18 protein-coding genes and 1 tRNA gene are annotated in these 20,466 nt (G+C 65.9%); 11 read left to right on the plus strand and 8 right to left on the minus strand.

Annotation, left to right across the window (positions count from 1 at the left end):
- Window positions 1-3 precede the first annotated feature (3 nt).
- Entirely contained in the window at window positions 4-459 is a 456-nt protein-coding gene (locus IDT60_RS11855) for a MarR family winged helix-turn-helix transcriptional regulator (protein WP_164206117.1), read from the minus strand.
- A 96-nt stretch (window positions 460-555) separates the two neighbouring features.
- Between IDT60_RS11855 and bcp the strand changes: the two genes are divergently transcribed.
- The 8 genes from bcp to IDT60_RS11895 all read left to right on the plus strand — a co-directional run bounded on the left by bcp (window position 556) and on the right by IDT60_RS11895 (window position 10,621).
- The gene (gene bcp / locus IDT60_RS11860; RefSeq protein WP_191079232.1) at window positions 556-1,029 is read left to right on the plus strand and encodes a thioredoxin-dependent thiol peroxidase; all 474 of its coding nucleotides are present in this window, start codon (window positions 556-558) and stop codon (window positions 1,027-1,029) included.
- Between the two features lie 155 nt (window positions 1,030-1,184).
- A tRNA-Leu gene (locus IDT60_RS11865) sits at window positions 1,185-1,266 on the plus strand.
- A gap of 220 nt (window positions 1,267-1,486) precedes the next feature.
- Window positions 1,487-2,158, plus strand: a complete 672-nt coding sequence (locus IDT60_RS11870; RefSeq protein WP_191079233.1) for a fasciclin domain-containing protein — start codon at window positions 1,487-1,489, stop codon at window positions 2,156-2,158.
- A 262-nt stretch (window positions 2,159-2,420) separates the two neighbouring features.
- Complete coding sequence (locus IDT60_RS11875; RefSeq protein ID WP_191081929.1) at window positions 2,421-4,043, plus strand: ABC transporter substrate-binding protein; 1,623 nt, start codon at window positions 2,421-2,423, stop codon at window positions 4,041-4,043.
- 79 nt (window positions 4,044-4,122) lie between these two features.
- Entirely contained in the window at window positions 4,123-5,625 is a 1,503-nt protein-coding gene (locus IDT60_RS11880) for a malate:quinone oxidoreductase (protein WP_191079234.1), read from the plus strand.
- Window positions 5,626-5,708: 83 nt separating this feature from the next.
- Window positions 5,709-8,930 (plus strand): efflux RND transporter permease subunit, encoded by a 3,222-nt coding sequence (locus IDT60_RS11885; RefSeq protein WP_191081930.1) that lies wholly within the window; start codon window positions 5,709-5,711, stop codon window positions 8,928-8,930.
- A 111-nt stretch (window positions 8,931-9,041) separates the two neighbouring features.
- Window positions 9,042-10,151 carry an LLM class flavin-dependent oxidoreductase gene (locus IDT60_RS11890; protein WP_164199115.1) on the plus strand — a complete coding sequence of 370 codons (1,110 nt, stop codon included), beginning with the start codon at window positions 9,042-9,044 and terminating at the stop codon, window positions 10,149-10,151.
- On the plus strand, window positions 10,151-10,621 hold the full coding sequence (locus IDT60_RS11895) for a MarR family winged helix-turn-helix transcriptional regulator (protein WP_191079235.1): 471 nt from the start codon (window positions 10,151-10,153) through the stop codon (window positions 10,619-10,621). The genes IDT60_RS11890 and IDT60_RS11895 overlap by 1 nt, the downstream gene beginning before the upstream one ends.
- 32 nt (window positions 10,622-10,653) lie before the next feature.
- On the opposite strand, the gene IDT60_RS11900 is transcribed toward IDT60_RS11895, so the two are convergent.
- Window positions 10,654-11,460 (minus strand): transglutaminase family protein, encoded by an 807-nt coding sequence (locus IDT60_RS11900; RefSeq protein WP_191079236.1) that lies wholly within the window; start codon window positions 11,458-11,460, stop codon window positions 10,654-10,656.
- Window positions 11,461-11,531: 71 nt separating this feature from the next.
- Window positions 11,532-12,350, minus strand: a complete 819-nt coding sequence (locus tag IDT60_RS11905) for a hypothetical protein (protein WP_223883703.1) — start codon at window positions 12,348-12,350, stop codon at window positions 11,532-11,534.
- 93 nt (window positions 12,351-12,443) lie between these two features.
- Here IDT60_RS11905 and IDT60_RS11910 point away from each other — a divergent pair, with 93 nt between their 5' ends.
- From IDT60_RS11910 to IDT60_RS11920, 3 genes are read left to right on the plus strand one after another with little or no spacing between them, the layout of a single operon-like run.
- Window positions 12,444-13,106 carry a DUF1684 domain-containing protein gene (locus IDT60_RS11910; RefSeq protein ID WP_164199111.1) on the plus strand — a complete coding sequence of 221 codons (663 nt, stop codon included), beginning with the start codon at window positions 12,444-12,446 and terminating at the stop codon, window positions 13,104-13,106.
- A gap of 56 nt (window positions 13,107-13,162) precedes the next feature.
- Window positions 13,163-14,011 (plus strand): fumarylacetoacetate hydrolase family protein, encoded by an 849-nt coding sequence (locus tag IDT60_RS11915; protein ID WP_164199109.1) that lies wholly within the window; start codon window positions 13,163-13,165, stop codon window positions 14,009-14,011.
- Between the two features lie 17 nt (window positions 14,012-14,028).
- Window positions 14,029-14,520, plus strand: a complete 492-nt coding sequence (locus tag IDT60_RS11920; protein WP_191079237.1) for a GtrA family protein — start codon at window positions 14,029-14,031, stop codon at window positions 14,518-14,520.
- 87 nt (window positions 14,521-14,607) lie between these two features.
- On the opposite strand, the gene IDT60_RS11925 is transcribed toward IDT60_RS11920, so the two are convergent.
- The 5 genes from IDT60_RS11925 to IDT60_RS11945 are packed head-to-tail and all read right to left on the minus strand — an operon-like array spanning window position 14,608 to window position 20,437.
- Window positions 14,608-15,765, minus strand: a complete 1,158-nt coding sequence (locus IDT60_RS11925) for a cysteine desulfurase family protein (RefSeq protein WP_191079238.1) — start codon at window positions 15,763-15,765, stop codon at window positions 14,608-14,610.
- A gap of 10 nt (window positions 15,766-15,775) precedes the next feature.
- A complete protein-coding gene (gene nadC, locus IDT60_RS11930) occupies window positions 15,776-16,645 on the minus strand; it encodes a carboxylating nicotinate-nucleotide diphosphorylase (protein WP_191079239.1) in 870 nt (289 codons plus the stop codon).
- Window positions 16,642-18,372 (minus strand): L-aspartate oxidase, encoded by a 1,731-nt coding sequence (nadB, locus tag IDT60_RS11935; protein WP_191079240.1) that lies wholly within the window; start codon window positions 18,370-18,372, stop codon window positions 16,642-16,644. Before nadB ends, nadC begins: the two co-directional genes overlap by 4 nt.
- Window positions 18,373-18,407: 35 nt before the next feature.
- On the minus strand, window positions 18,408-19,730 hold the full coding sequence (gene nadA, locus IDT60_RS11940; protein WP_191079241.1) for a quinolinate synthase NadA: 1,323 nt from the start codon (window positions 19,728-19,730) through the stop codon (window positions 18,408-18,410).
- Complete coding sequence (locus IDT60_RS11945; protein WP_191079242.1) at window positions 19,727-20,437, minus strand: NUDIX domain-containing protein; 711 nt, start codon at window positions 20,435-20,437, stop codon at window positions 19,727-19,729. Before IDT60_RS11945 ends, nadA begins: the two co-directional genes overlap by 4 nt.
- Window positions 20,438-20,466: the final 29 nt, after the last annotated feature.

A 20,466-nucleotide genomic window follows, 5' to 3' on the forward strand; every position in this document is an offset into this window, starting at 1 on the left:
CTCTTAGCCCAGCGGTGCGCCGTCCACGAGGGCACGGGCAGCAGGCGACGCGAACTGGCTGGCCAGCTCACGAACCACTGCCTGGAGCTCCTGACGCAGGACGTCCGGATCGATGGTCGCTGCGGCCAGGACCGACCGTTCCATTTCCACGGCTGCTACCGCTGCTTCCCGGCCGCTGTCGGTCAGGGAAACCACCTGGCTGCGGCGGTCAGAAGTGCTGCGAACGCGAACAACATGCCCGTGGGCTTCCAGCCGCGTGAGGGTCTTTCCCATCGTCTGGGCCTGGACACGGACAAACTGGGCCAGCTGGGCCTGTGTCATGGGCCCTTGGGCTGCCAGAACTTCGATGGCGATGACGCCGGCATGGGTCAGGCCGATAGCACTGAGCTTTTCGTTCCAGGAGTGTTCCACAAGGCGCGCCGCAGTCGATAGTAAGCGCCCCGTGGGCCAGCGATCCATGTCAGGCATACAAGCAAGTATAGCTAAGGCTGCTTCGCACCGGTTTCCGGATGCTTACTAGACTGGTGTGTCACGCCTGCAACAAGGAGATAAACAATGGCTGAAAGACTTTTGACCGGTGCAGTGGCGCCCGGTTTCACCCTGAAGGATTCGTCGGGTCAGGACGTGAGCCTGGCCTCAGGACAGGGCACCAGCACCATCGTCTACTTCTACCCGGCCGCGTCCACACCCGGCTGCACCAAAGAGGCGTGTGACTTCCGCGACAACCTGGCGTCCTTCGCGTCGGCCGGTTACCGCGTCCTGGGGGTCTCCCCCGACTCCGTGGAAAAGCTGGCCGCTTTTGCCGCCAAGGAGGATCTTAGTTTCCCGCTGCTTTCCGACGAGGACCATGCGGTGGCTGAGGCCTACGGGGCCTGGGGCGAAAAGAAAAACTACGGCCGCACCTACGAAGGCCTGATCCGGTCCACCATCGTGATCGATCCCGACGGCCGGGTGTCATTGGCCCAATACAACGTGCGGGCCACCGGGCATGTGGCGAAACTGCGGCGCGACCTCAAATTGGACGCGTAGGGCAGCCAGCCACCGGCGAACCGGAGGCGGCAGGGACAGACAGGAGCTGCCCTCCCCCGAGGCTACAATGGTTACTGGCATCCGCCGTCGTACGCTTCCCTTCCTTGTCCAGCCGCTGGCCGGGAGGAGGAGAAGAGGACACCGGCACCTGCCAAGCGCGAGTGGTGAAATTGGCAGACACGCAGGATTTAGGTTCCTGTGCCTTCGGGCGTGGGGGTTCAAGTCCCCCCTTGCGCACAACATTCAGAGATCCCGGGCCCACGGCCGGGATCTCTGCCGTTAACCCAAAAACAGCGATTCGAAAAAAGAATTTTCGATCCACCCATCTATTTCGGCGCTCCTCCCGAATACCCCGTGAGACACCGGCCAAGGGCAGGTGCCCACAGTCGGAACAGGTCAAGCCACAGGCGCCACGCCTGCGGCAGGCAAGAAATCGGCACAACCAAGGAGAACCGAAATGCAGTCATTCAAGCGCACATCCTTCACCGTCGCAGGCGTTGCAGCTGCAGCCCTGCTGAGCCTTACCGCCTGCGGTGGGACAGCCACAACGACCCCCAGCTCCTCCGCTCCGGCCGCTGCGCCGTCCAGCATGGCTCCCTCACCCTCAGCGTCAGCCAGCGCCTCCGCCATGGATCCGGCAGCAAATCTCGTGGGCGCGGGCTGCGCCGGCTACGCCGAGCAGGTCCCCACCGGCGCAGGTTCAGTCTCCGGCATGGCGCTTGACCCGGTAGCAGTTGCCGCGTCCAACAACCCCCTCCTGACCACCCTCACGTCAGCTGTTTCGGGCAAGCTGAACCCGAAGGTTGACCTGGTGGACACGCTCAACGGAGCGGAATTCACGGTCTTCGCCCCGGTGGACGACGCGTTTGCCAAGATCGATGCAGCCACCATCGAGACCCTGAAGACCGATGACGCCCTGCTGAGCAAGATCCTGACGTACCACGTGGTGCCCGGCCAGATCACCCCGGACAAGATCGCCGGAACCCACGCCACGGTCCAGGGCGGCACCGTCACCGTTACCGGCAGCGGCGATGCGCTCCAGGTCGACGGCGCCAACGTCATCTGCGGCGGCGTGCAGACCAAGAACGCCACCGTCTACCTCGTTGACACCGTCCTGATGCCCAAGTAACCCACGACCGCCCGTAACCCGGGCTCACGTCCAGGAAGCACCATGACATCCCGTCGGCCCGTTCCAGCAAGGACGGGCCGACGGGATGTTCCGGCCCATGGGCAGTTGTCCCCCGCGCGGGTACAGGGAACACCAAGACCGGTCAATTAGACTGTGTCACTGGCCCGCACCCCGCGGCGCCGGCCAGTGACAGCCCAGAGGTGATAGACGAGTGCCCAGCAGTACATCGCGGCGAACGGTCATCAAGACCGGCGCCGTTTTTATGGCGTTAGGCCTGACGGCCTGTACCGGTAACCCGTCGCCATCACCTTCATCAACCTCTCCCTCCACGGCGGCCGCCGGCGGGGAGCCCACCCAGACCTTCACCTTCGGCACCGCCTCCCAGCCGCTGGGACTGGACCCGGCGCTCTCAAGTGATGTTGAAAGTCACCGCGTCACCCGGCAAATCCTCGAAGGCCTGGTGGGTGTGGACCAGACCACCGGCAAACCCACCCCGCTGCTGGCCACGGAGTGGACCGAATCGGACGAGGGCCGCAGCTACACCTTCAAGCTCCGCAGCGGTGTCTCCTTCCAGGACGGCACGCCCTTTAATGCCGACGCCGTATGCCAGAACTTCAACCGCTGGTTTGCGTTCTCCCCGGAACTGCGGACGAAGGCGCCGGGCATCACGTTCAAAAGCGTGTTCAAAGCGCACTCCGACGACGCCGTGCTCTCCATCTTCAAGAGCTGCACCGCAGTCTCACCGGACACCGTCCGGATCGACCTCACCCAGCCCTTCACGGCCTTCCTCCAGGCCCTGACCCTGCCGGCCTTCGCCATGGCTTCCCCGGCAGCTTTGGCCTCGGGCACAGCCGACGTACTGGACCAGACGCGGCACAGCAACGCTGTCTCGTCCTTCGCCACCAATCCGGTGGGAACCGGACCGTTCAAACTGGCGGCCTGGGACGAAACAAGCGTCCGCCTGATCACCCATGGGGACTACTGGGGTGAACGCGGACAAATCTCCACCATTAACTTCGTTACGTACGATCATCCGCAGACCAGGCTTCAGGCGCTGCTGGACGGCAAGATCGACGGTTACGACGCCGTCACGGTGGGGAACTTCGATCAGCTCGTCAAGCGGGGCATGCAGATTGTCCAGCGCGACCCGTTCTCCGTGATGTACCTGGGCATCAACCAGGAAATCCCCATCCTCCAAAACACCAAAGTCCGGCAGGCCATCGAGCTTGCCATCGACAAAGACACCCTGATCCGCAAGTTCTTCATCGACAACACCTCCAAGGCCACCCAGTTTGTTCCGCCAAAGATCAGCGGCTTCAACAACGAGGCTCCGGCGTTGGGCCACGATCCGGCCAAGGCGAAGGCCTACCTGGCCGAGGCGGGCTATGCGGGGGAAGAACTCCGGTTCTACTATCCGCTCAACGCCACCCGCCCCTACCTCCCCACGCCCGAGAAGATCTATGCCGAGCTCAGCCGGCAGCTGACCGCCGTCGGCTTCAACGTCAAGCCTGTCCCGGTGGACTGGGCCGACGGGTACCTCCAGAAAGTGCAGTCCCCCGGCGACCACGCCCTCCATCTGCTCGGCTGGAACGGCGCGTACTCCGACGCCGAAAACTTTGTAGGCCCCCTCTTTGGCGAGAAGAATGGCGAGTTCGGCTACCAGGACCCGCAGGTTTTCTCCAAGATCAACCGGGCCCGCGGCCTGCCCGCCGGCGAAGAACGCGACGAGCTCTACCACACCATCAACGCCCAGATCGCTGCCACGGTCCCGGCCGTTCCCATCGCCTTCCCCATCTCGGCGCTTGCATTGTCCGACCGCGTCAGCAGTTATCCGGCGTCGCCGGTCCTGAATGAAGTTTTCACGAAGGTGCAGCTAAAGCCTTGACGGCCGGGCCCAATTTCAGTATGCGGGCCGGGCAGGGATATTCTTTGACAGCCAGAGCCGCTGCTATCGGAGACTGATTGTGACCTTCATATCAAAGACCCAACATGCCGACGTCGTCCTGATTGGCGGCGGCATCATGAGCGCCACCCTGGGTGCGTTCATCAAGCAGCTTGAGCCGAACTGGACCATTTCCCTGTTCGAGCGCCTTGACCAGCCGGGATTGGAGAGCTCCGACCCCTGGAATAACGCCGGAACCGGCCATGCCGCATTGTGCGAGCTCAACTACTCCCCCGCAGCCAAAGACGGCTCGGTCAACCCCGCCAAGGCCCTGCTGATTAACGAGCAGTTCCAGCTGTCCCGGCAGTTCTGGTCCCACCTGGTGGACGAGCAGCTGATCGGTTCGCCCAAGGGCTTCATCAACACCGTGCCGCACATGAGCTTCGTCATCGGCGAAAACAACACCAAGTTCCTCAAGACCCGCTATGAGGCACTGAAGCCTCATACGCTGTTCCGCAGCATGGAGTACTCCGAGGACCACGCACAGATCGCCAAGTGGGCGCCTCTCATCGTCAAGGGCCGCGACCCCAAGCAGCGCATCGCTGCCACCCGCGCCGCCGAGGGCACCGACGTCGACTTCGGGGCACTGACCCGTGAGCTGACCACGTACCTTGGGAACAACGGCGTCGAGGTTAATTACGGCCACGACGTGACCGGCATTTCAAAGGCGTCCGACGGCGGCTGGGACCTTTCGCTGAAGCACCCCCGGTCCGGTGAACACGGCAGGATCCACGCCAAGTTTGTGTTCGTTGGTGCGGGCGGCGGCGCCCTGCACCTCCTGCAGGCATCCGGCATTCCGGAGAGCAAGGGCTACGGCGGCTTCCCCGTGTCCGGCCAGTTCTTCCGCTGCACCGACGAGGCCCTCGCGGCCCGGCACAGCGCCAAGGTCTACGGCCAGGCCTCCGTGGGCGCCCCGCCCATGTCCGTGCCGCACCTGGACACGCGCTACGTCAACGGGAAGCGCTCCCTCCTGTTCGGCCCCTACGCCGGCTTCTCCACCAACTTCCTGAAGAACGGCTCGTACCTGGACCTGCCCCTGTCCATCCGCCCCGGCAACATCATTCCGATGCTCGCCGTGGCGAAGGACAACATGGACCTCACCGCGTACCTCGTCAAGGAGGTGGCCAAGCGCCACGGCGACAAGGTCGAGGCGCTTCGGGAGTACTACCCCGAGGCCAAGGACGGCGATTGGGAACTGATCACCGCCGGTCAGCGTGTACAGATCATCAAGAAGGATCCGAAAAAGGGCGGCGTGCTGCAGTTCGGCACTGAAGTCATCGCCGGCCGCGACGGCTCGATCGGTGCGCTCCTGGGCGCCTCGCCGGGCGCTTCCACGGCGGTGCCCATCATGATTGAACTGCTGCAGAAGGCCTTCCCCAAGAGCTTCAAGGGCTGGCAGGGCAAACTCAAGGACATGATGCCCGGCTACGGTGTGAAGCTTGATGAGAACCCGGAACTGGCTGCGGCGATCGAGGCGGCTACCGCCAAGTCACTCCAGCTGGAAAGCGTTCCCGCCAACCACTGACGCAGCGCCGGTCTGGCGGGCAAATCAGGCCTGGCGGGCAGGTCGTGTCCCAGCAGTCCGTCAACCCCACAGGAGACCTTGCGATGTTCCGGCTGGCACAACTTTCACTGGCAAACCGGGCGCTGATCGCGCTGATCACCGTCTTCGCATCGGTGTTCGGTGTGATCACCATGTCATCGCTGAAGCAGGAACTCATTCCGTCCATCGAGTTCCCGCAGATAACCGTCCTGACCGCCATGCCCGGCGCCTCGCCGGAAGTGGTTGACAAACAGGTCAGCGCACCGCTGGAGACCGCCTTGAACGGGGTGGAGGGCCTGGAGTCAACGTCCTCGACATCCCGTAACGGCTCCTCCCAGATCACCATGGTCTTCACCTACGGGACCAACCTGGACCGGGCCCGGAACCAGATTGACCGGGCCATCTCCAACGCCAAGCGTGCCCTGCCCGAGGACGTGCAGCCGCAGGCGTTCGCCGGCAGCATCAGCGACTTCCCCATCGTGTTCCTGGCGGTGTCCTCGGACAAACCGCTCAGTGAGCTGAACGCCGACCTCCAGCGGCTCTCCGTTCCCCGGCTCCAGAAAATCGACGGCGTCCGCGGCGCCGATGTGACCGGCGGAGCGACCCAGCACATCGAAGTCCTCCCCCGGCCCGAGGCAATGGCCGCGTCCGGCGCCACCATTGAGTCCATCCGGAATGCGTTGGGCAACAACGGCTCCCTGATCCCGGCGGGCACCATCGAGGAGCAGGGCAAAACCCTGTCCCTGCAGATCGGCAGCCCGGTGGATTCGCTGGACACCATCAAGTCGCTGCCCCTGGGCGGCGCGAAAAACGGGGCCACGATCGGCACGGTGGCGGATGTCAGCCTGCGCGACGACGAACGCACGTCCATCACCCGGACGAACGGCGAGGAGACCCTGGCAGTCTCGGTCACCAAGAAGCCTGAAGGCGACACGGTGGGCATTTCCCACGCAGTGAACGACTCGCTGGCCGACCTTGAGGCCGAGCTGGGATCCAACGCCAAGTTCACGGCCGTGTTCGATCAGGCGCCGTTCATCGAGAAGTCCATCAAGGACCTCACCACCGAGGGCCTGCTGGGGCTTGGCTTTGCCGTCGCCGTCATTCTCGTGTTCCTGATGTCCACCCGCTCCACCCTGGTAACGGCGGTGTCCATTCCGCTCTCGCTCCTGGTGACCTTCATCGGGCTCTCGGCGACCGGCTACTCGCTGAACATCCTGACCCTGGGCGGGCTCACCATCGCCATCGGCCGGGTGGTGGACGACTCCATCGTGGTCATCGAGAACATCAAGCGGCACCTGAGCTACGGCGAGGAGAAGGTCGCCGCCATCCTTACCGCCATCCGCGAAGTGGCCGGCGCCATCACCGCCTCGACGCTGACCACCGTGGCAGTCTTCCTGCCCATCGCCTTCGTCGGCGAGCTGGCCGGCGAACTGTTCCGCCCGTTCGCGCTGACAGTCACCATGGCCCTGCTGGCCTCCCTGCTGGTGTCCCTGACCATCGTCCCCGTGCTCGCCTACTGGTTCCTCAAGAGCCCGGCCACCGCCGCACCCGGCTCAGCCGCCGCACGTGAAGCGGCCGCCGCTGCCCTGGCCAAAGCCCACGAAGCGGAACAAAAGAGCCCGCTCCAGCGCGCGTACCTGCCGATCCTCAGCAAGACCCAGAAGCATCCGGTCTGGACGCTGGTTGCCGCCCTGCTGGTGCTCGGCGGGACGGGCGCCATGACTCCGCTGCTTGCAACCAACCTCTTGGGCGACTCCGGCCAGAACAGCATGACCGTCCGCCAGGTGATGCCGGCGGGCACGAGCCTGGCGGACACCAGCTCGGCAGCCGTGAAGCTCGAAGAGGTCCTCCGCGGCATCGACGGCGTCAAGAATGTCCAGGTCACGTCCGGCAACGCCCAGGCGGGCTTTGCCGCGCTGACCTCCTCCGGCTCCTCCAACTCCACCTTTACTGTGGTGACGGATGAAAAGGCGAACCAGGCCAGGCTCCAGGAAACAGTCCGCACGGAACTGGCCAAGGTGGCCGGTTCCGGAAAGGTCACCGTGGGCTCCCAGCAGGGCGGCTTCGGAACCTCCTCCACAGTGGACATCACCATCAAGGCGGCCACGTCCGAGGATCTCCGCACGGCCAGTGACGCCATGGTGGAGGCCATGACCGGCGTCCCGGAAACCAGTGAAGTGACCACCAACCTGGCCGCCAGCCAGCCCGTGGTCCAGGTCAAGGTGGACCGGGCCAAGACAGCCGCCGCAGGACTGAACGAGGAACAGGTGGCCGGCGTCCTCGCCGCCACCATCAGTCCTATCCCGGCCGGAACCGTCCGGATCGACACCAACGACTTCCCAGTGCAGATCGGCAAGGGCACCCGGTTCACCAGCATCGAGGCGGTGCGCAACATCGCCCTGCCGGCAGGCGCTGTTCCGGTGACCCTGGGCAGCATTGCCTCTGTGGAACAGGTGGACGTCCCGGTCTCCATTACCGCAAGCAACGGTCAGCGGACCGCGAAAGTGTCAGTCACGCCGTCGGGCTCCAACCTTGGCGCGGTGAACGCAGAAGTGCAGAAGCGCCTTGCGGAAGTCAGCCTCCCCCCGGGTGTCACCGCGGAACTCGGCGGCGCCACCACCCAGCAGGCGGAATCCTTCCAGCAACTGGGCCTGGCCCTCCTCGCGGCCATCGCCATTGTTTACGTCATCATGGTGGCAACCTTCAAGTCCCTGATCCAGCCGCTGATCCTGCTGGTCTCCGTGCCCTTCGCAGCCACCGGAGCCGTGGCCCTGCTGCTGGCGACCGGCGTTCCCCTCGGGCTGCCATCGCTGATCGGGATGCTGATGCTCGTGGGCATCGTGGTCACCAACGCCATTGTGCTCATCGATCTCATCAACCAGTACCGGCAGCCGCGCAACGGCCTGCCCGGGATGACCGTGGCTGACGCCATCACCCACGGCGCGCGGCAGCGCCTGCGTCCCATCCTGATGACCGCCCTGGCCACCGTTTTCGCCCTGACCCCCATGGCCCTCGGCCTGACCGGCGGCGGGGGCTTTATCTCCCAGCCCCTGGCCGTCGTGGTGATCGGCGGGCTGGTGTCCTCCACTGCCCTGACCCTGGTGCTGGTGCCCGTGCTGTACCGGCTCGTGGAGGGGCGCCGGGAACGCAAGCAGCTGCTGCGTGAGCTCCAGGAGCGGCCGGAGTTTTCGGCCGCGGACGACGTCGATGCAGAGTTCAGTGACTGGACCACCGGCGCCACTCCCAAGGTCAGCGGCCGCCGCGCAGCCCCGGGCGGCTCCGAGTAGACAGGGAATATTCTCCTCCTGGACCCGTTATACCCGACGATACATGCAAACGCATGAAGATCGGGTATAGTGGACGTAAGCCAAGAGAAGTCCAGGAACGGAAGGCACACCATGCAGATCGGCGTATTCAGCGTCAGTGACATCACCACTGACCCCACCACCGGCCGGACGCCCACGGAGAACGAGCGCATCAAGGCGTCCGTGGCGATCGCCAGGAAAGTCGAAGAAATCGGTATGGATGTCTACGCTATCGGCGAGCACCACAACCGCCCCTTCTTCTCCTCCTCCCCCACCACCACCCTTGCCTACATCGCCGCGCAGACCGAGCGGATCACGCTGTCCACGGCCACCACGCTGATCACCACCAACGATCCGGTCAAGATCGCCGAAGACTTCGCCATGCTCCAGCACCTGGCTGACGGCCGCGTTGACCTGGTCCTGGGCCGCGGCAACACGGCCCCTGTCTACCCCTGGTTCGGCAAGAACATCCAGGACGGCGTTGAACTGGCCATCGAGAACTACAGCCTGCTGCGCCGGCTCTGGGACGAGGACACGGTCAACTGGTCCGGCAAGTTCCGCACGCCGCTGCAGAACTTCACCTCCACCCCGCGCCCGCTCGACGGCGTGGCCCCCTTTGTGTGGCACGGCTCCATCCGCACGCCGCAGATCGCCGAAGTGGCCGCCTACTACGGCGACGGCTTCTTCGCGAACAACATCTTTTGGCCCAAGGAGCATTACCAGCAGCTGATCGGTCTCTACCGTGAGCGCTACGAGCACTACGGCCACGGCACGGCGGACCAGGCCATCGTGGGCCTCGGCGGCCAGTTCTTCATGCGCAAGAACTCCCAGGACGCGGTCAAGGAATTCCGCCCCTACTTCGACAATGCGCCCGTTTACGGGCACGGACCGTCGATGGAGGACTTCACCTCCCAGACTCCCCTCACCGTGGGAAGCCCGCAGGAAGTCATCGAGAAGACCCTGACGTTCCGTGAGTACTTCGGCGACTACCAGCGCCAGCTGTTCCTGATCGACCATGCAGGGCTGCCGCTGAAAACCGTCCTGGAGCAGCTGGACCTCTTCGGCGAGGAAGTTCTCCCGGTTCTGCGCAAGGAGTACGCCGCCAAGAAGCCGGCCCACGTGCCGGAGCCCCCAACGCATGCCGGCCGGGTGGCTGCCCTTATGGCAACGCAGGCCAACGAAAAAGCATCCTCGGAGGCGTGATGGCTGCCGAAGGGAATGAATCGCCGAGCCGGCTGGCGGCGGAAACGTGGGAGTCCCTTTTCCGGGCCCAGGTTGCGGTCATGCGCAAGCTCCAGGCGGGCAAGGCGTTCAAGAACGTGGCCATCAACGAGTACGACGTCCTGTTCACGCTCTCCCGGTGCCCGTCCGGCTGGCTTCGGCTCAACGAACTCAATGACCACGTCCTGCTGAGCCAGTCGAGCCTGAGCAGGCTGGTGGAGCGGCTGGAAAAGCGCGGACTCGTAGTCAGGCAGCCCGCCCCCGACGACGGCCGCGGCGTGCTGCTGAAGCTGACGGATGAGGGCGCAGCCCTCCAGAAGGAGATTGGCCGCGAGCACGTACGGGACATCTCCAGCCTGGTGGGGCCCGCCCTGACAACCGCCGAGCAAAAGGAACTTCAGCGGCTGACAGAGAAGCTGCGGCATTCGGTCGGGACGAGGACCGGCAAGTAGCCCCCGCGGGTAGTGCCGGGCCGCTTTTGCAGTTAGCCCAGCACTACCAGGGCGGTGGGGTCCTCCATCGGCAACGTTCCGTTGACCACAGCGGTGACGCGAAGCTCGTTCAGGGTCAGGCGTCCGCCCACGGTGGACAGGAACGCCGTATCGGAGGAGTCCCGCCCGGCGGTGATCCGCAGCATCGACTCCCGCGGGGCCAGGCCTGTGGGGTCGATGATGTGCCAGGCGCCGTCGACATACGCCTCGGCTACGGCGTGGAAATCCATGGGCGTCAGCCCGGGCGCATAGACCGCGCTGAGCCGAGCCGGGATGTCCTTGGAACGCAGCAGGGCGATAGCGAGGTGGGCGAAGTCCCGGCACACACCGCGGCGGTGCAGTAGCGTCTCCACAGCGCCGTCCGTGCCACGGGAGGAACCGCTGATGTACCTCAACTCGCCATAGACCCAGCTCCGCACGGCCTGAAGCAGTTCCACACCGTGCAGTCCGCCGAATTCGGCGTAGGCGGTGGGCAGGAGCCTGTCGGATTCCGCGTAGCGGCTGGGCCGGACGTAACGGATGAGGTCCGCCAGGGTTACCTCTTCAGGCAGGGCCTTCCCGGCCACTGTCGCAGAGTACTCAACAGTCACTTCGGTGGGTCCGGCGAACTCCATGTAGTGGAGGCGGCCGCCGTGATGGTCTGCAAGTTCGCGTACCGGAACGGTGTCCCCTTCCGCCGTAACGGTCAAGGATTCTTCAAACGAGGTGAAGCCGGAATTTTTGGCCACGGCGATCGCCAGGGCTGCTTTTGTATCAGCCACGGTCTTAAAGACCATGCGTGCGGCAACGGTGCGTTCCATGTATCTCCGGGGTGTGAGGCAGCGGCAGAACGTCCCGCTCTGTCCCGGCATTGATGGAGCCGGAGGCGGGACTAGTTTTTGATCTCCAGAGACATTAGCATCCGCTGCACGTTCGCGAAGTCCGTGCTCTCATCAACGTAGCGTGCGGCCTGGCCCAAGGTGTCAAACGGCTTGGCCGGGGCCACTTTTTCATCAGGGGCAAAAGCCTTCAGGACACTGACGTCCCCGAAAGAATAGTCCCCTTTCCCGGCGGGACCGCGGACCACGTTGCGCAGCTCGCAGGCCTGCCCGTCCGCTCCGCCCACAATGTTGGTGATGCCGTACGAGCCGAAGTACCGGTACCCCTGGATCACGCGGAACACCACGTGCGGTGCGATGGTACCTTCTCCGGCCAACCCCGGAAGTTCCACCGGCACGCTGCTGATGACGGTGTAGGGCTTCCTGCCCGCGTCCGGGCAGGAAGAGTCCGACGGCGGCAGTCCCGTCCGCAGGGCAGCCATGTAGGTGCCGTCCTGCTTTTTCACCTCGATCTTCAGGGCACCAGCCAGTGTGCCCTCCTCGGGGGTGACAGACTGGGCAATCCATTCCTCGGGCAGGTCAAAACTGACCGTCCGGGCGGGATCGGTGAAGGTTTTCCAGGCTGAGGCAGTGGCGGCCGGGCCGGGACTCGCGGCGCCTGATGTTTCCGGCGTCGTGGCAGGTTCCGAGGCCGGCGCAGAACCGCCGGAAGCCGACTCGCCGGGGGCGGAGGGACCGGGGGCGGTGGCCGTGCCAGGCTGCGCCGTCCACGCCGGGCCGCCGCCGTCGGGCGCGCTGCACCCCGCGGCGAGAACGCCGGCCATCAGAAGTCCCGCGGTCCGCAGTCCCCACGATGTCATTCTGAACGTCATGCAGCCAGCCTAGTGGCGGTCAGCCGTGCGCCGGGGCGGTGCCGCGTGTCGCTGCCGGACTTTCCCGCTCAACTTGGGACTAGGCTTGGGGCTATGTCGGTAGATCAGCATGGCGTGGACCAAGGAAGCCTGGCGGACATCTCCGCCCTCGATATTGCTGACTGGCGGCTGCGGACGTTTGCCCTCTACGACACAGTCCGGAAGATTGCCGCGGAAAGCCCCGAGGAAGCCCACTCCCATTGGCGGCATGAACGCGACCGCATGTTCGCAACCCATCCGGCGTCCGCCCTCACACCGCAGGACAAGGCACAGTTCTCCGGCCTGAAGACTGCCGACTACGACCCCATTTACCGGTTTTACGTGCCACTCACCCTTGAGGGCGCGGGCCGCGAAATGAGCGTGGAAACAGCCACCGACGGCGTGGTGCATTTTGTCCGGCTGGGCACGTTCGACCTTCCTGAACTGGGTCAGCTCGGTGTGTGGAAGCTGCATGGCTACGGCGGCGGAATTTTCGTTCCCTTCCGGGACGCCACCGCAGGTCAGCCCGGCGGGACCTACGGCGCCGGCCGGTACCTGCTGGACACCATCAAGGGTGCTTTCCATGGAGTCCAGGGCTCCGGGCCCGGCGCCGAGTTCGTCCTGGACTTCAACTTTGCCTACAACCCGTCCTGTGCTTACAACGAAGCCTGGGCCTGCCCGCTTCCCGGACCCTCGAACCGCCTGGCCGTCGAGATTCCGGTGGGCGAGCTGTACTGACCGGCGTTCCCGTCACACTGCCGGCCCCTCAGCACGGCAGGACGTAGGATGTCTTCATGACTCCCAGCGCTCCCCGCCGTATTGCCCGTGTCCGCCCGATCCCGGCAGCGGCTTCAGATGAGCATTTCTTCGTCGCCAACGGTTCGCCGGACTTCGGCTCCGAGGCCGGCCGGTATTGGACAGTCGTTGACTCCCCGTTCGCCGGATCCAGGGCGAACGCCACCAGCCCTGCCCGGCCCGGCTGGGAGACCGGCGACGTGGTGGGCCAGGACTCCTTCGTTTTCCTGGCCCCGTCTGTTCCCGTCAACGTCCTGGGCATGGCACACAACACCGGCCTGCCCGGCCGCGACCTTCCCCCGCAGGCGTTCCACAAAGCCGCCTCGAGCGTGATCGGACCGGGCGACGCCATCGAACTGAGCTCCACCGTGGGATACGTGGACCCGGAAGCTGAACTGACTGTCGTCGTCGGGCACACAGTCCGGGGCCTGACATTGGAGACGGCCCGGAGCGCCGTCCTAGGATTCACCATCGGCAATGACGTCTCCGCGCGTGACCTGCAGAAATCGGACGAACTGTGGATCAGCGCCAAGAGCCAGGACACCTTCACCCCCGTTGGCCCGTGGATTGTCACCGGACTCGACGACGCAGACCTGTCCATCGGCATCGTCCACAACGGCACCGAACTGAAGCCGGCCAGCAGTGCGGACCTGGGCTGGAAGGTCGATGAAATCCTGGTCTATCTCAGCTCTTTCATGACGCTTCACGCGGGCGATCTGGTGCTCACCGGCTTCCCGGCAGAGTGCGCACGTATCCACCCCGGCGACACCGTGGTGTGCCGCGTCCAGGGCATCGGGGAACTCAGCAACCCGGTCAAGGCCGCGTCGTGGGAGGAAACCCCGGCCTGATCTGTCAGGCTGGATCCATGGAGACCCCTGCTGCGCCCGCCGCCCGGCTGGCGCAGCAGCCCACCCGTGGCGCGCCGGCCACCCGTCACTACCCCGGCATCTTCAGGTTTCCGGTGGTGCGCCAGCTGATCCGCTTCACCGGCGTGGGCATCATCTGCACGGCATCCTCGCTGGCTCTGTACGCGTTGCTCCGCCAATGGATTGACCCGCAGCTCGCCAACGCCGCCGCGCTGATCGTCACCTCGGTTATGAACACCGCACTGAACCGCCGTCTGACGTTCAAAATCACGTCCAACCGGAAGCGGACACAGGATCACCTGAACGGTCTGATCGTGATCGTCATTGCGCTACTCATTACCGGCAGCAGCCTCGGGATCCTGCACTGGCTCCATCCACAAGCCACCGTGGCCGACGAACTCCTGACCACCACGCTCTCCGGGTTTGTTGCCACGGCCGTGCGGTTCACATTGCTTCGGCACTGGATTTTCCGCCGCGCCCGCCACATCTGAGCTCCCGCTCCCAACTAAGTAGCGCGATCTGTCGTTTTGAGGGCCCAAAACGACAGATCGCGCTACTTAGTTGGGCTGGCCGGGGCGTCAGGTGCGGCCGAGGGTCCGGACGCTTCCGACGGCGGTGCCCACGGCTTCGGCGGCCGCCGCCAGTTCCTCCCTGGTCACCGATGACGTAAAACTGAACCGCACCGCCGTCTGGGCCACTTCCGCCTCAAAGCCCAGTGCGGTCAGGACCGGCGAGGGCGCATCGGAACCGGCGGCACATGCCGACCCGCTTGAGCACACCACGCCCTGCCGCTCCAGCTCGAGGAGGACCGATTCCCCGCTGGTGCCGGGAAAGCAGAACGACGCCACGGACGGCAGCCGCTCGGTCGGGTGGCCGGTGAGGACAGCGCCGGGAACGGCGTGGAGGACGTCCCGGATAAAACCGTCGCGCAGGGCCGTCACATGGTCCGCCGTCTGCAGTTGAGCGGTGTGCGCCAAAGCCAGTGCGGTGGCCAGGCCCACCGCCCCGGCCACATTCTCGGTCCCGGACCGCTTGCCCCGCTCCTGGCCGCCGCCGTGGAGCAGCGGTTCGATACGCGTCCGGCCCCGGACGTACAGCACGCCGCAGCCTTTGGGAGCTCCCAGTTTGTGGCCGGACATGCTGAGGGCGTCCACGCCGAGCGCCTTGACGTCCACAGGCAGCCACCCTGCGGCCTGCACGGCATCGGTATGGAAGGGCACCCCGTGGGCGCGCGCCAGTTCCGCCAGCTCCGCGACCGGCTGGACGGTGCCCACTTCATTGTTGGCGTACATGATGCTGACCAGTGCCGTCTCCGGCCGGAGGACGGCCGCGAGCGCCCGGGGTGTCACCAGCCCGGTGCTGTCCACCGGAACCACGTCCACGCTGAAGCCGTGGAACCGTGCCAGGTAGTGTGCCGACTCCTCCACCGCGGGATGTTCGACGGCGCTGATCACCACCCGGTTGAGTGCCGGGTCCGCAGCCTGCCGGGCCAGGGCGATGCCCTTGACGGCCAGGTTGTCCGCCTCCGTGCCGCCAGAGGTGAAAGTCACCTCACCGGGACGGCAGCCGAGCACCTTCGCAACAGTTGCCCGGGCGTCCGCGAGCGCGGAGGCAGCGGCCTCGCCCAGGGAATGGTGGCTGGACGGGTTGCCGAATTCGCCGCTCAGGTAAGGCCACATGGCCTCGAGGACTTCGCGGCGGACGGGCGTGGTGGCGGCGGCGTCGAGGAAGATCATGGCACGCCCATCAGAGGTTCAGCTCGACGTCCAGGCCCAGGTCCAGTGCCGCCACGGTGTGCGTGAGCCCGCCGATGGAGATGACATCCACACCGGCGGCGGCAATCTCGGCGACGGTACTCAGGTTCACGTTGCCACTGGCTTCCACGATGGCCCGGCCGTCAACCTGCTTCACGCCGGCGCGCAGCTCATCGATGGTGAAGTTGTCCAGCATGATGGTGTCCACCCCGGCCGCGAGCACGGGTTCGATCTGATCGGTGCTGTCCACTTCCACCTCGAAGTGCGTGGTGTGCCCCAGCTGGGCCTTCGCCGCGGCCAGCAGGGCGGTGAGTTTGGCGGGGTCTCCCCCGGTCATCACGGCGAGGTGGTTGTCCTTCGCCAGCACGGCATCGGACAGGCTGTAGCGGTGGTTCGCTCCCCCGCCGCAGCGGACGGCGTACCGCTCCAGGACCCGCAGGCCGGGGGTTGTCTTGCGGGTATCGGTGATGCGAGCCTTCGTCCCGCCGACGAGTTCCACGAACTCGGCCGTTTTGGTGGCGATGGCGCTCATGCGCTGGACCAGGTTGAGCCCGACGCGTTCAGCAAGCAGCACCGAGCGGGCGCTGCCGGTGACGCGTGCGAGGTGCGTGCCGGCGTCGAACGCTTCACCGTCGGCGAGCAGCAGCTCGACCTCCGTGTCCGGGTCCACCAGCTTCATGGCGTCGCGGAACACAGTTCCCCCGCTGAGCACGCCGGGCACCCGGGCGTTGAGCACCGCAGTGGCACGGGCGTCGGCCGGGATCAGCAGCTGGGAGGTGATGTCGCCGCTGGGCGCGTCCTCGGCAAACGCACGTTCCAGGATCTCCCGGACGGGTGCTGCAGGGAGGGTCAGGCTGGTCATTGGACGAGGCTCGCTTTCCGGCTCATGGTGTAACGCTGGTCAAAAGGTTCGACGGCGGCGGCCGGTGGCCTGCTGTCGCTGCGGTAATGCGCGCCAAGGGACTCCCGCCGCTCCCGCGCGGCGTGCACCAGCAGCTGGGCCGCCAGCAAAAGATTGGCATCCTCATGCTCGCGCACATCCAATGAGTCCGGCGCCTGCAAGGGAACAACATCAGCAGCCCAGGCCCCCAGCAACGCACCGGCCTCCCGCAACAACACCCCATCCCGGATCACCCCGGCATGGGACGTCATCAACCGCCGAAGAGCATCCCGCGAAAACCCCCCGGGAGCAGCAAACGACATCTCCCGAGGCCCAGGTGCCGGAACAGTTTCAAACAGCCAGGAAACGGGCGCGGGCGGAGTATTTTCGGTGTCCACCCGCAGCGGCGCCGAGGGGTGCGCGGCGCCTCGGTCCGGAGACAGGAACGCTTCAACCGCCCGGCGCCCGAAGACGAGTCCTTCGAGAAGCGAGTTGCTGGCCAGCCGGTTAGCGCCCTGGACCCCGGTGCAGGCAACCTCTCCCGCAGCCAGCAGCCCGGGAACCGAGGTCCTGCCATAGAGGTCGGTGACGACCCCGCCCATCCAGTAGTGCGCGGCAGGAGCCACGGGGACGGGTTCGCGGGTCCAGTCGATGCCTGCCTCGCGGGTGCGGGCGCTGAGGGTGGGAAACCTCCGGGCAAGGAAGCCCTCGCCCCGGCCGGCCTCGATCACGCGTGCGTCAAGGAACACGTGGCCGTTGGGGTCGCCGAGCGCGGCCAGGTGCAGGGCGATGCTGCGGGAGACCACATCCCGGGGGGCGAGTTCGGCGTCGGGGTGGTAGGCGGGCATGAACCGTTCGCCGTGGGCGTCCACAAGGATTGCGCCTTCGCCGCGGACGGCTTCGGAGATCAGCAGGGGCTCAGTTCCGTGGTTGCCGGCTTCGGCTTCGCGGGCCAGTACCGGCCGGACCATGCAGGTGGGATGGAACTGGAAGAACTCGAGGTCGGCCACGGCGGCGCCGGCGCGCCAGGCGAGAGCCAGGCCGTCGGAGGTGGCAACGGCGGGGTTGGTGGTCTGGCCGAACAGCTGTCCTGCTCCTCCGGTGGCGAGGAGGACGGCGTCGCCGTGGACGCCCAGTTCACGTCCGTCGTGGAGGAAGTTTACGCCCGTCACGCGGCCTCCGCCCTGCAGCAGGGACGTCACCTGGGCCTGCCCGATGACCTGGATTTTCCCGGCCGCCCGGGCATCGAGAACGGCGCGGATGAGCGCCCCGGCCACGCGGGCGCCCGTGGCGTCTCCGCCGGCGTGCAGGATCCGCGGCGCGGAGTGGGCAGCTTCGAGACCCAGGGCGGGGTCGCCGTCGTCGTCCAGGTCAAAACGCACGCCGAAGCGCTGCAGCCCGCCAATGTCGAAGCGGGCCTCAGTGCAGAGCACGCGGACGGCCGCTTCATTGCAGTGCCCGGCTCCGGCATTGAGCGTGTCTGCGATATGCGCGGCCACGGTATCCCCGGGCGCCGGCTCGTCCAGCACCGCGGAGATGCCGCCCTGTGCGTAGTAGGTGTTGCTGTCCGCGAGCGCGCCCTTCGTCAGCATCACCACCTCCGCACCGGCGTCGGCGGCGAGCAGCGCGGCGTACAGGCCCGCTATTCCGCTCCCGACGACGATCAGCCGCCGGGGAAGCGGCCGGGGGGCTGTGCTCTCTGCTGTCATGGCAGGCTCGTTTCCGTTCCGGGGTTACAACGGGATTACAGGGGGCGGGCGGCGAGCATACGCTCGAGGGCAATCTTGGCGTTGTCCTGGACTGAGTCGTCCACCGTGATGCGGTTGACGACCCGTCCCTCCACCAGCTCTTCCAGGACCCAGGCAAGGTAGCCGGGGTGGATCCGGTACATCGTGGAGCACGGGCAGATGACGGGGTCCAGGCAGAAGATGGTGTGCTGCGGGTATTCGGCGGCGAGCCGGTTGACCATGTTGATCTCGGTGCCGATTGCAAAGGTGGTTGGTTCAGTGGCCGCGGCGATTGCCTTCTTGATGAAGTCGGTGGAACCGGCCGAATCGGCTGCGTCCACCACCTCCATGGGGCATTCTGGATGCACGATCACGTTGACGCCGGGGTAATCGGCGCGGGCCTTCTCGATCTGGCCGACGTTGAAGCGCTTGTGGACCGAGCAGAAGCCGTGCCAGAGGATGACGCGGGAATCGAGCAGTGCCTGCCCGTCGTTGCCGCCGAGTTCCTTGCGCGGGTTCCACATGGGCATCTGCTCCAGCGGCACGCCCATGGCTTTGGCGGTGTTGCGGCCCAGGTGCTGGTCGGGGAAGAACAGGACACGCTGGCCCCGCTCGAACGCCCACTCCAGCACCAGCTTGGCGTTGGAGGAGGTGCAGACGATGCCGCCGTTGCGGCCGCAGAAAGCCTTCAGGGCTGCCGAGGAGTTCATGTAGGTGACCGGAATGACCGGTACCCGCCCCTCGGCGTCGGCCTCGGTGCCGAAGATCTCCTCGAGCTGTTCCCAGCATTCCTCCACGGAATCCTCGTCAGCCATGTCCGCCATGGAGCAGCCGGCGGCGAGGTTGGGCAGGATAACGGCCTGCTCCGGCGTCGAGAGGATGTCCGCTGTCTCGGCCATGAAATGCACACCGCAGAAGATGATGGCCTCGGCGTCGGGCCGGGTGAGGGCCGCGTTGGCTAGCTGGAAGGAGTCGCCCACAAAGTCCGCGTACTGGATGACTTCGTCGCGCTGGTAGAAGTGGCCCAGGACCACTGCCCGGTCGCCCAGCTTTTCCTTGGCAGCGCGGATGCGCAGGTCCAGCTCAGCATCGCTGGCGGCCTTGTATTCCTCAGGCAGCTGGCCCTGGCGCGGGGTGGCCGCCGGTGCTACGTCGGCGCTGGAGGCGCCGGGGCCGTAGGCGGGGGCGCCTGCGAGCGCTTCGGCAAGGTCGTACTCCCACGGGCCCTTGGCCAGGGCAGGGCTGCAGGTGCCGGCTGTGTCGCCCGCAGCCGCGCGCCGTGCCGCGCCTTCGGCCTGTTCGCGCGTGATCAGCTGGATGGCTGTGTTGACGCTGCTCATGGTGTGCTCCTGTTATCTGGGTCAAGGCCGGGGCGGCCGGTGAAGCGGTAAAGACGCGGCGGGCGGTGTTTGCCGCCCTGGAGGTATTCGCCGGTTTCTTCGATTTCCGGTGTGGATTTGAGCTGGCGGCGGAAGTTTGCCGGGTCCAGCCGGGTGTCCAGGACGGCTTCGTAGACTTCCCGGACCTGGGCGAGCGTGAAGTACTCCCCCAGAAAGTGGTAGGCCACCGAACCGTAGGCCAGCTTGTTCCGCAGCCTCCAGAGCGCGTAGTCCACAATGGCGTTGTGGTCGAAAGCCAGCCCGCCCACCTTGTCCGCCCGGAACCACTTCACGTTTTCCGATTCGTCGGCCAGGGCGGCCTCGGTGGGCTGGACCAGGGCCCAGTAGACGATCGACACCACCCGCTGGGTAGGCGAGCGGTGCAGGCCGCCAAAAGCGTAGAGCTGCTCCACGTAGCTGGGAGCCAGCCCGGTGGTTTCCCGGAGGTTCCGCGACGCCGCGTCCTGCAGCGATTCGTTGTGCGTCAGCGGGCCGCCCGGGAGTGCCCAGAGGTCCTTGAACGGCTCACGGATTCTGCGGACCAGCGGGATCCAGAGGGTGGGGCGGCCCGAGGATTCACTCGGGCGCAGGGCGAAGATGACGGTGGAGATGGCGAGCGTCGGCGCTGCCACGGAGCGTTCGGAAACGTTCGCTGAACTGCTGTACAAGGCCCCTCACCCGCTTCCCGCTGCATCGC

It is taken from the genome of Pseudarthrobacter sp. BIM B-2242, from assembly GCF_014764445.1.
Lineage (GTDB): Bacteria > Actinomycetota > Actinomycetes > Actinomycetales > Micrococcaceae > Arthrobacter > Arthrobacter luteus_A.

Bases quoted from the DNA above. Each gene is read 5' to 3' on its own strand.
- IDT60_RS11855 (WP_164206117.1), bottom strand. From the start codon at position 459: ATGGATCGCTGGCCCACGGGGCGCTTACTATCGACTGCGGCGCGCCTT.
- bcp (WP_191079232.1), top strand. From the start codon at position 556: ATGGCTGAAAGACTTTTGACCGGTGCAGTGGCGCCCGGTTTCACCCTG.
- IDT60_RS11870 (WP_191079233.1), top strand. From the start codon at position 1,487: ATGCAGTCATTCAAGCGCACATCCTTCACCGTCGCAGGCGTTGCAGCT.
- IDT60_RS11875 (WP_191081929.1), top strand. From the start codon at position 2,421: ATGGCGTTAGGCCTGACGGCCTGTACCGGTAACCCGTCGCCATCACCT.
- IDT60_RS11885 (WP_191081930.1), top strand. From the start codon at position 5,709: ATGTTCCGGCTGGCACAACTTTCACTGGCAAACCGGGCGCTGATCGCG.
- IDT60_RS11890 (WP_164199115.1), top strand. From the start codon at position 9,042: ATGCAGATCGGCGTATTCAGCGTCAGTGACATCACCACTGACCCCACC.
- IDT60_RS11895 (WP_191079235.1), top strand. From the start codon at position 10,151: ATGGCTGCCGAAGGGAATGAATCGCCGAGCCGGCTGGCGGCGGAAACG.
- IDT60_RS11900 (WP_191079236.1), bottom strand. From the start codon at position 11,460: ATGGAACGCACCGTTGCCGCACGCATGGTCTTTAAGACCGTGGCTGAT.
- IDT60_RS11905 (WP_223883703.1), bottom strand. From the start codon at position 12,350: ATGACGTTCAGAATGACATCGTGGGGACTGCGGACCGCGGGACTTCTG.
- IDT60_RS11910 (WP_164199111.1), top strand. From the start codon at position 12,444: ATGTCGGTAGATCAGCATGGCGTGGACCAAGGAAGCCTGGCGGACATC.
- IDT60_RS11915 (WP_164199109.1), top strand. From the start codon at position 13,163: ATGACTCCCAGCGCTCCCCGCCGTATTGCCCGTGTCCGCCCGATCCCG.
- IDT60_RS11920 (WP_191079237.1), top strand. From the start codon at position 14,029: ATGGAGACCCCTGCTGCGCCCGCCGCCCGGCTGGCGCAGCAGCCCACC.
- IDT60_RS11925 (WP_191079238.1), bottom strand. From the start codon at position 15,765: ATGATCTTCCTCGACGCCGCCGCCACCACGCCCGTCCGCCGCGAAGTC.
- nadC (WP_191079239.1), bottom strand. From the start codon at position 16,645: ATGACCAGCCTGACCCTCCCTGCAGCACCCGTCCGGGAGATCCTGGAA.
- nadB (WP_191079240.1), bottom strand. From the start codon at position 18,372: ATGACAGCAGAGAGCACAGCCCCCCGGCCGCTTCCCCGGCGGCTGATC.
- nadA (WP_191079241.1), bottom strand. From the start codon at position 19,730: ATGAGCAGCGTCAACACAGCCATCCAGCTGATCACGCGCGAACAGGCC.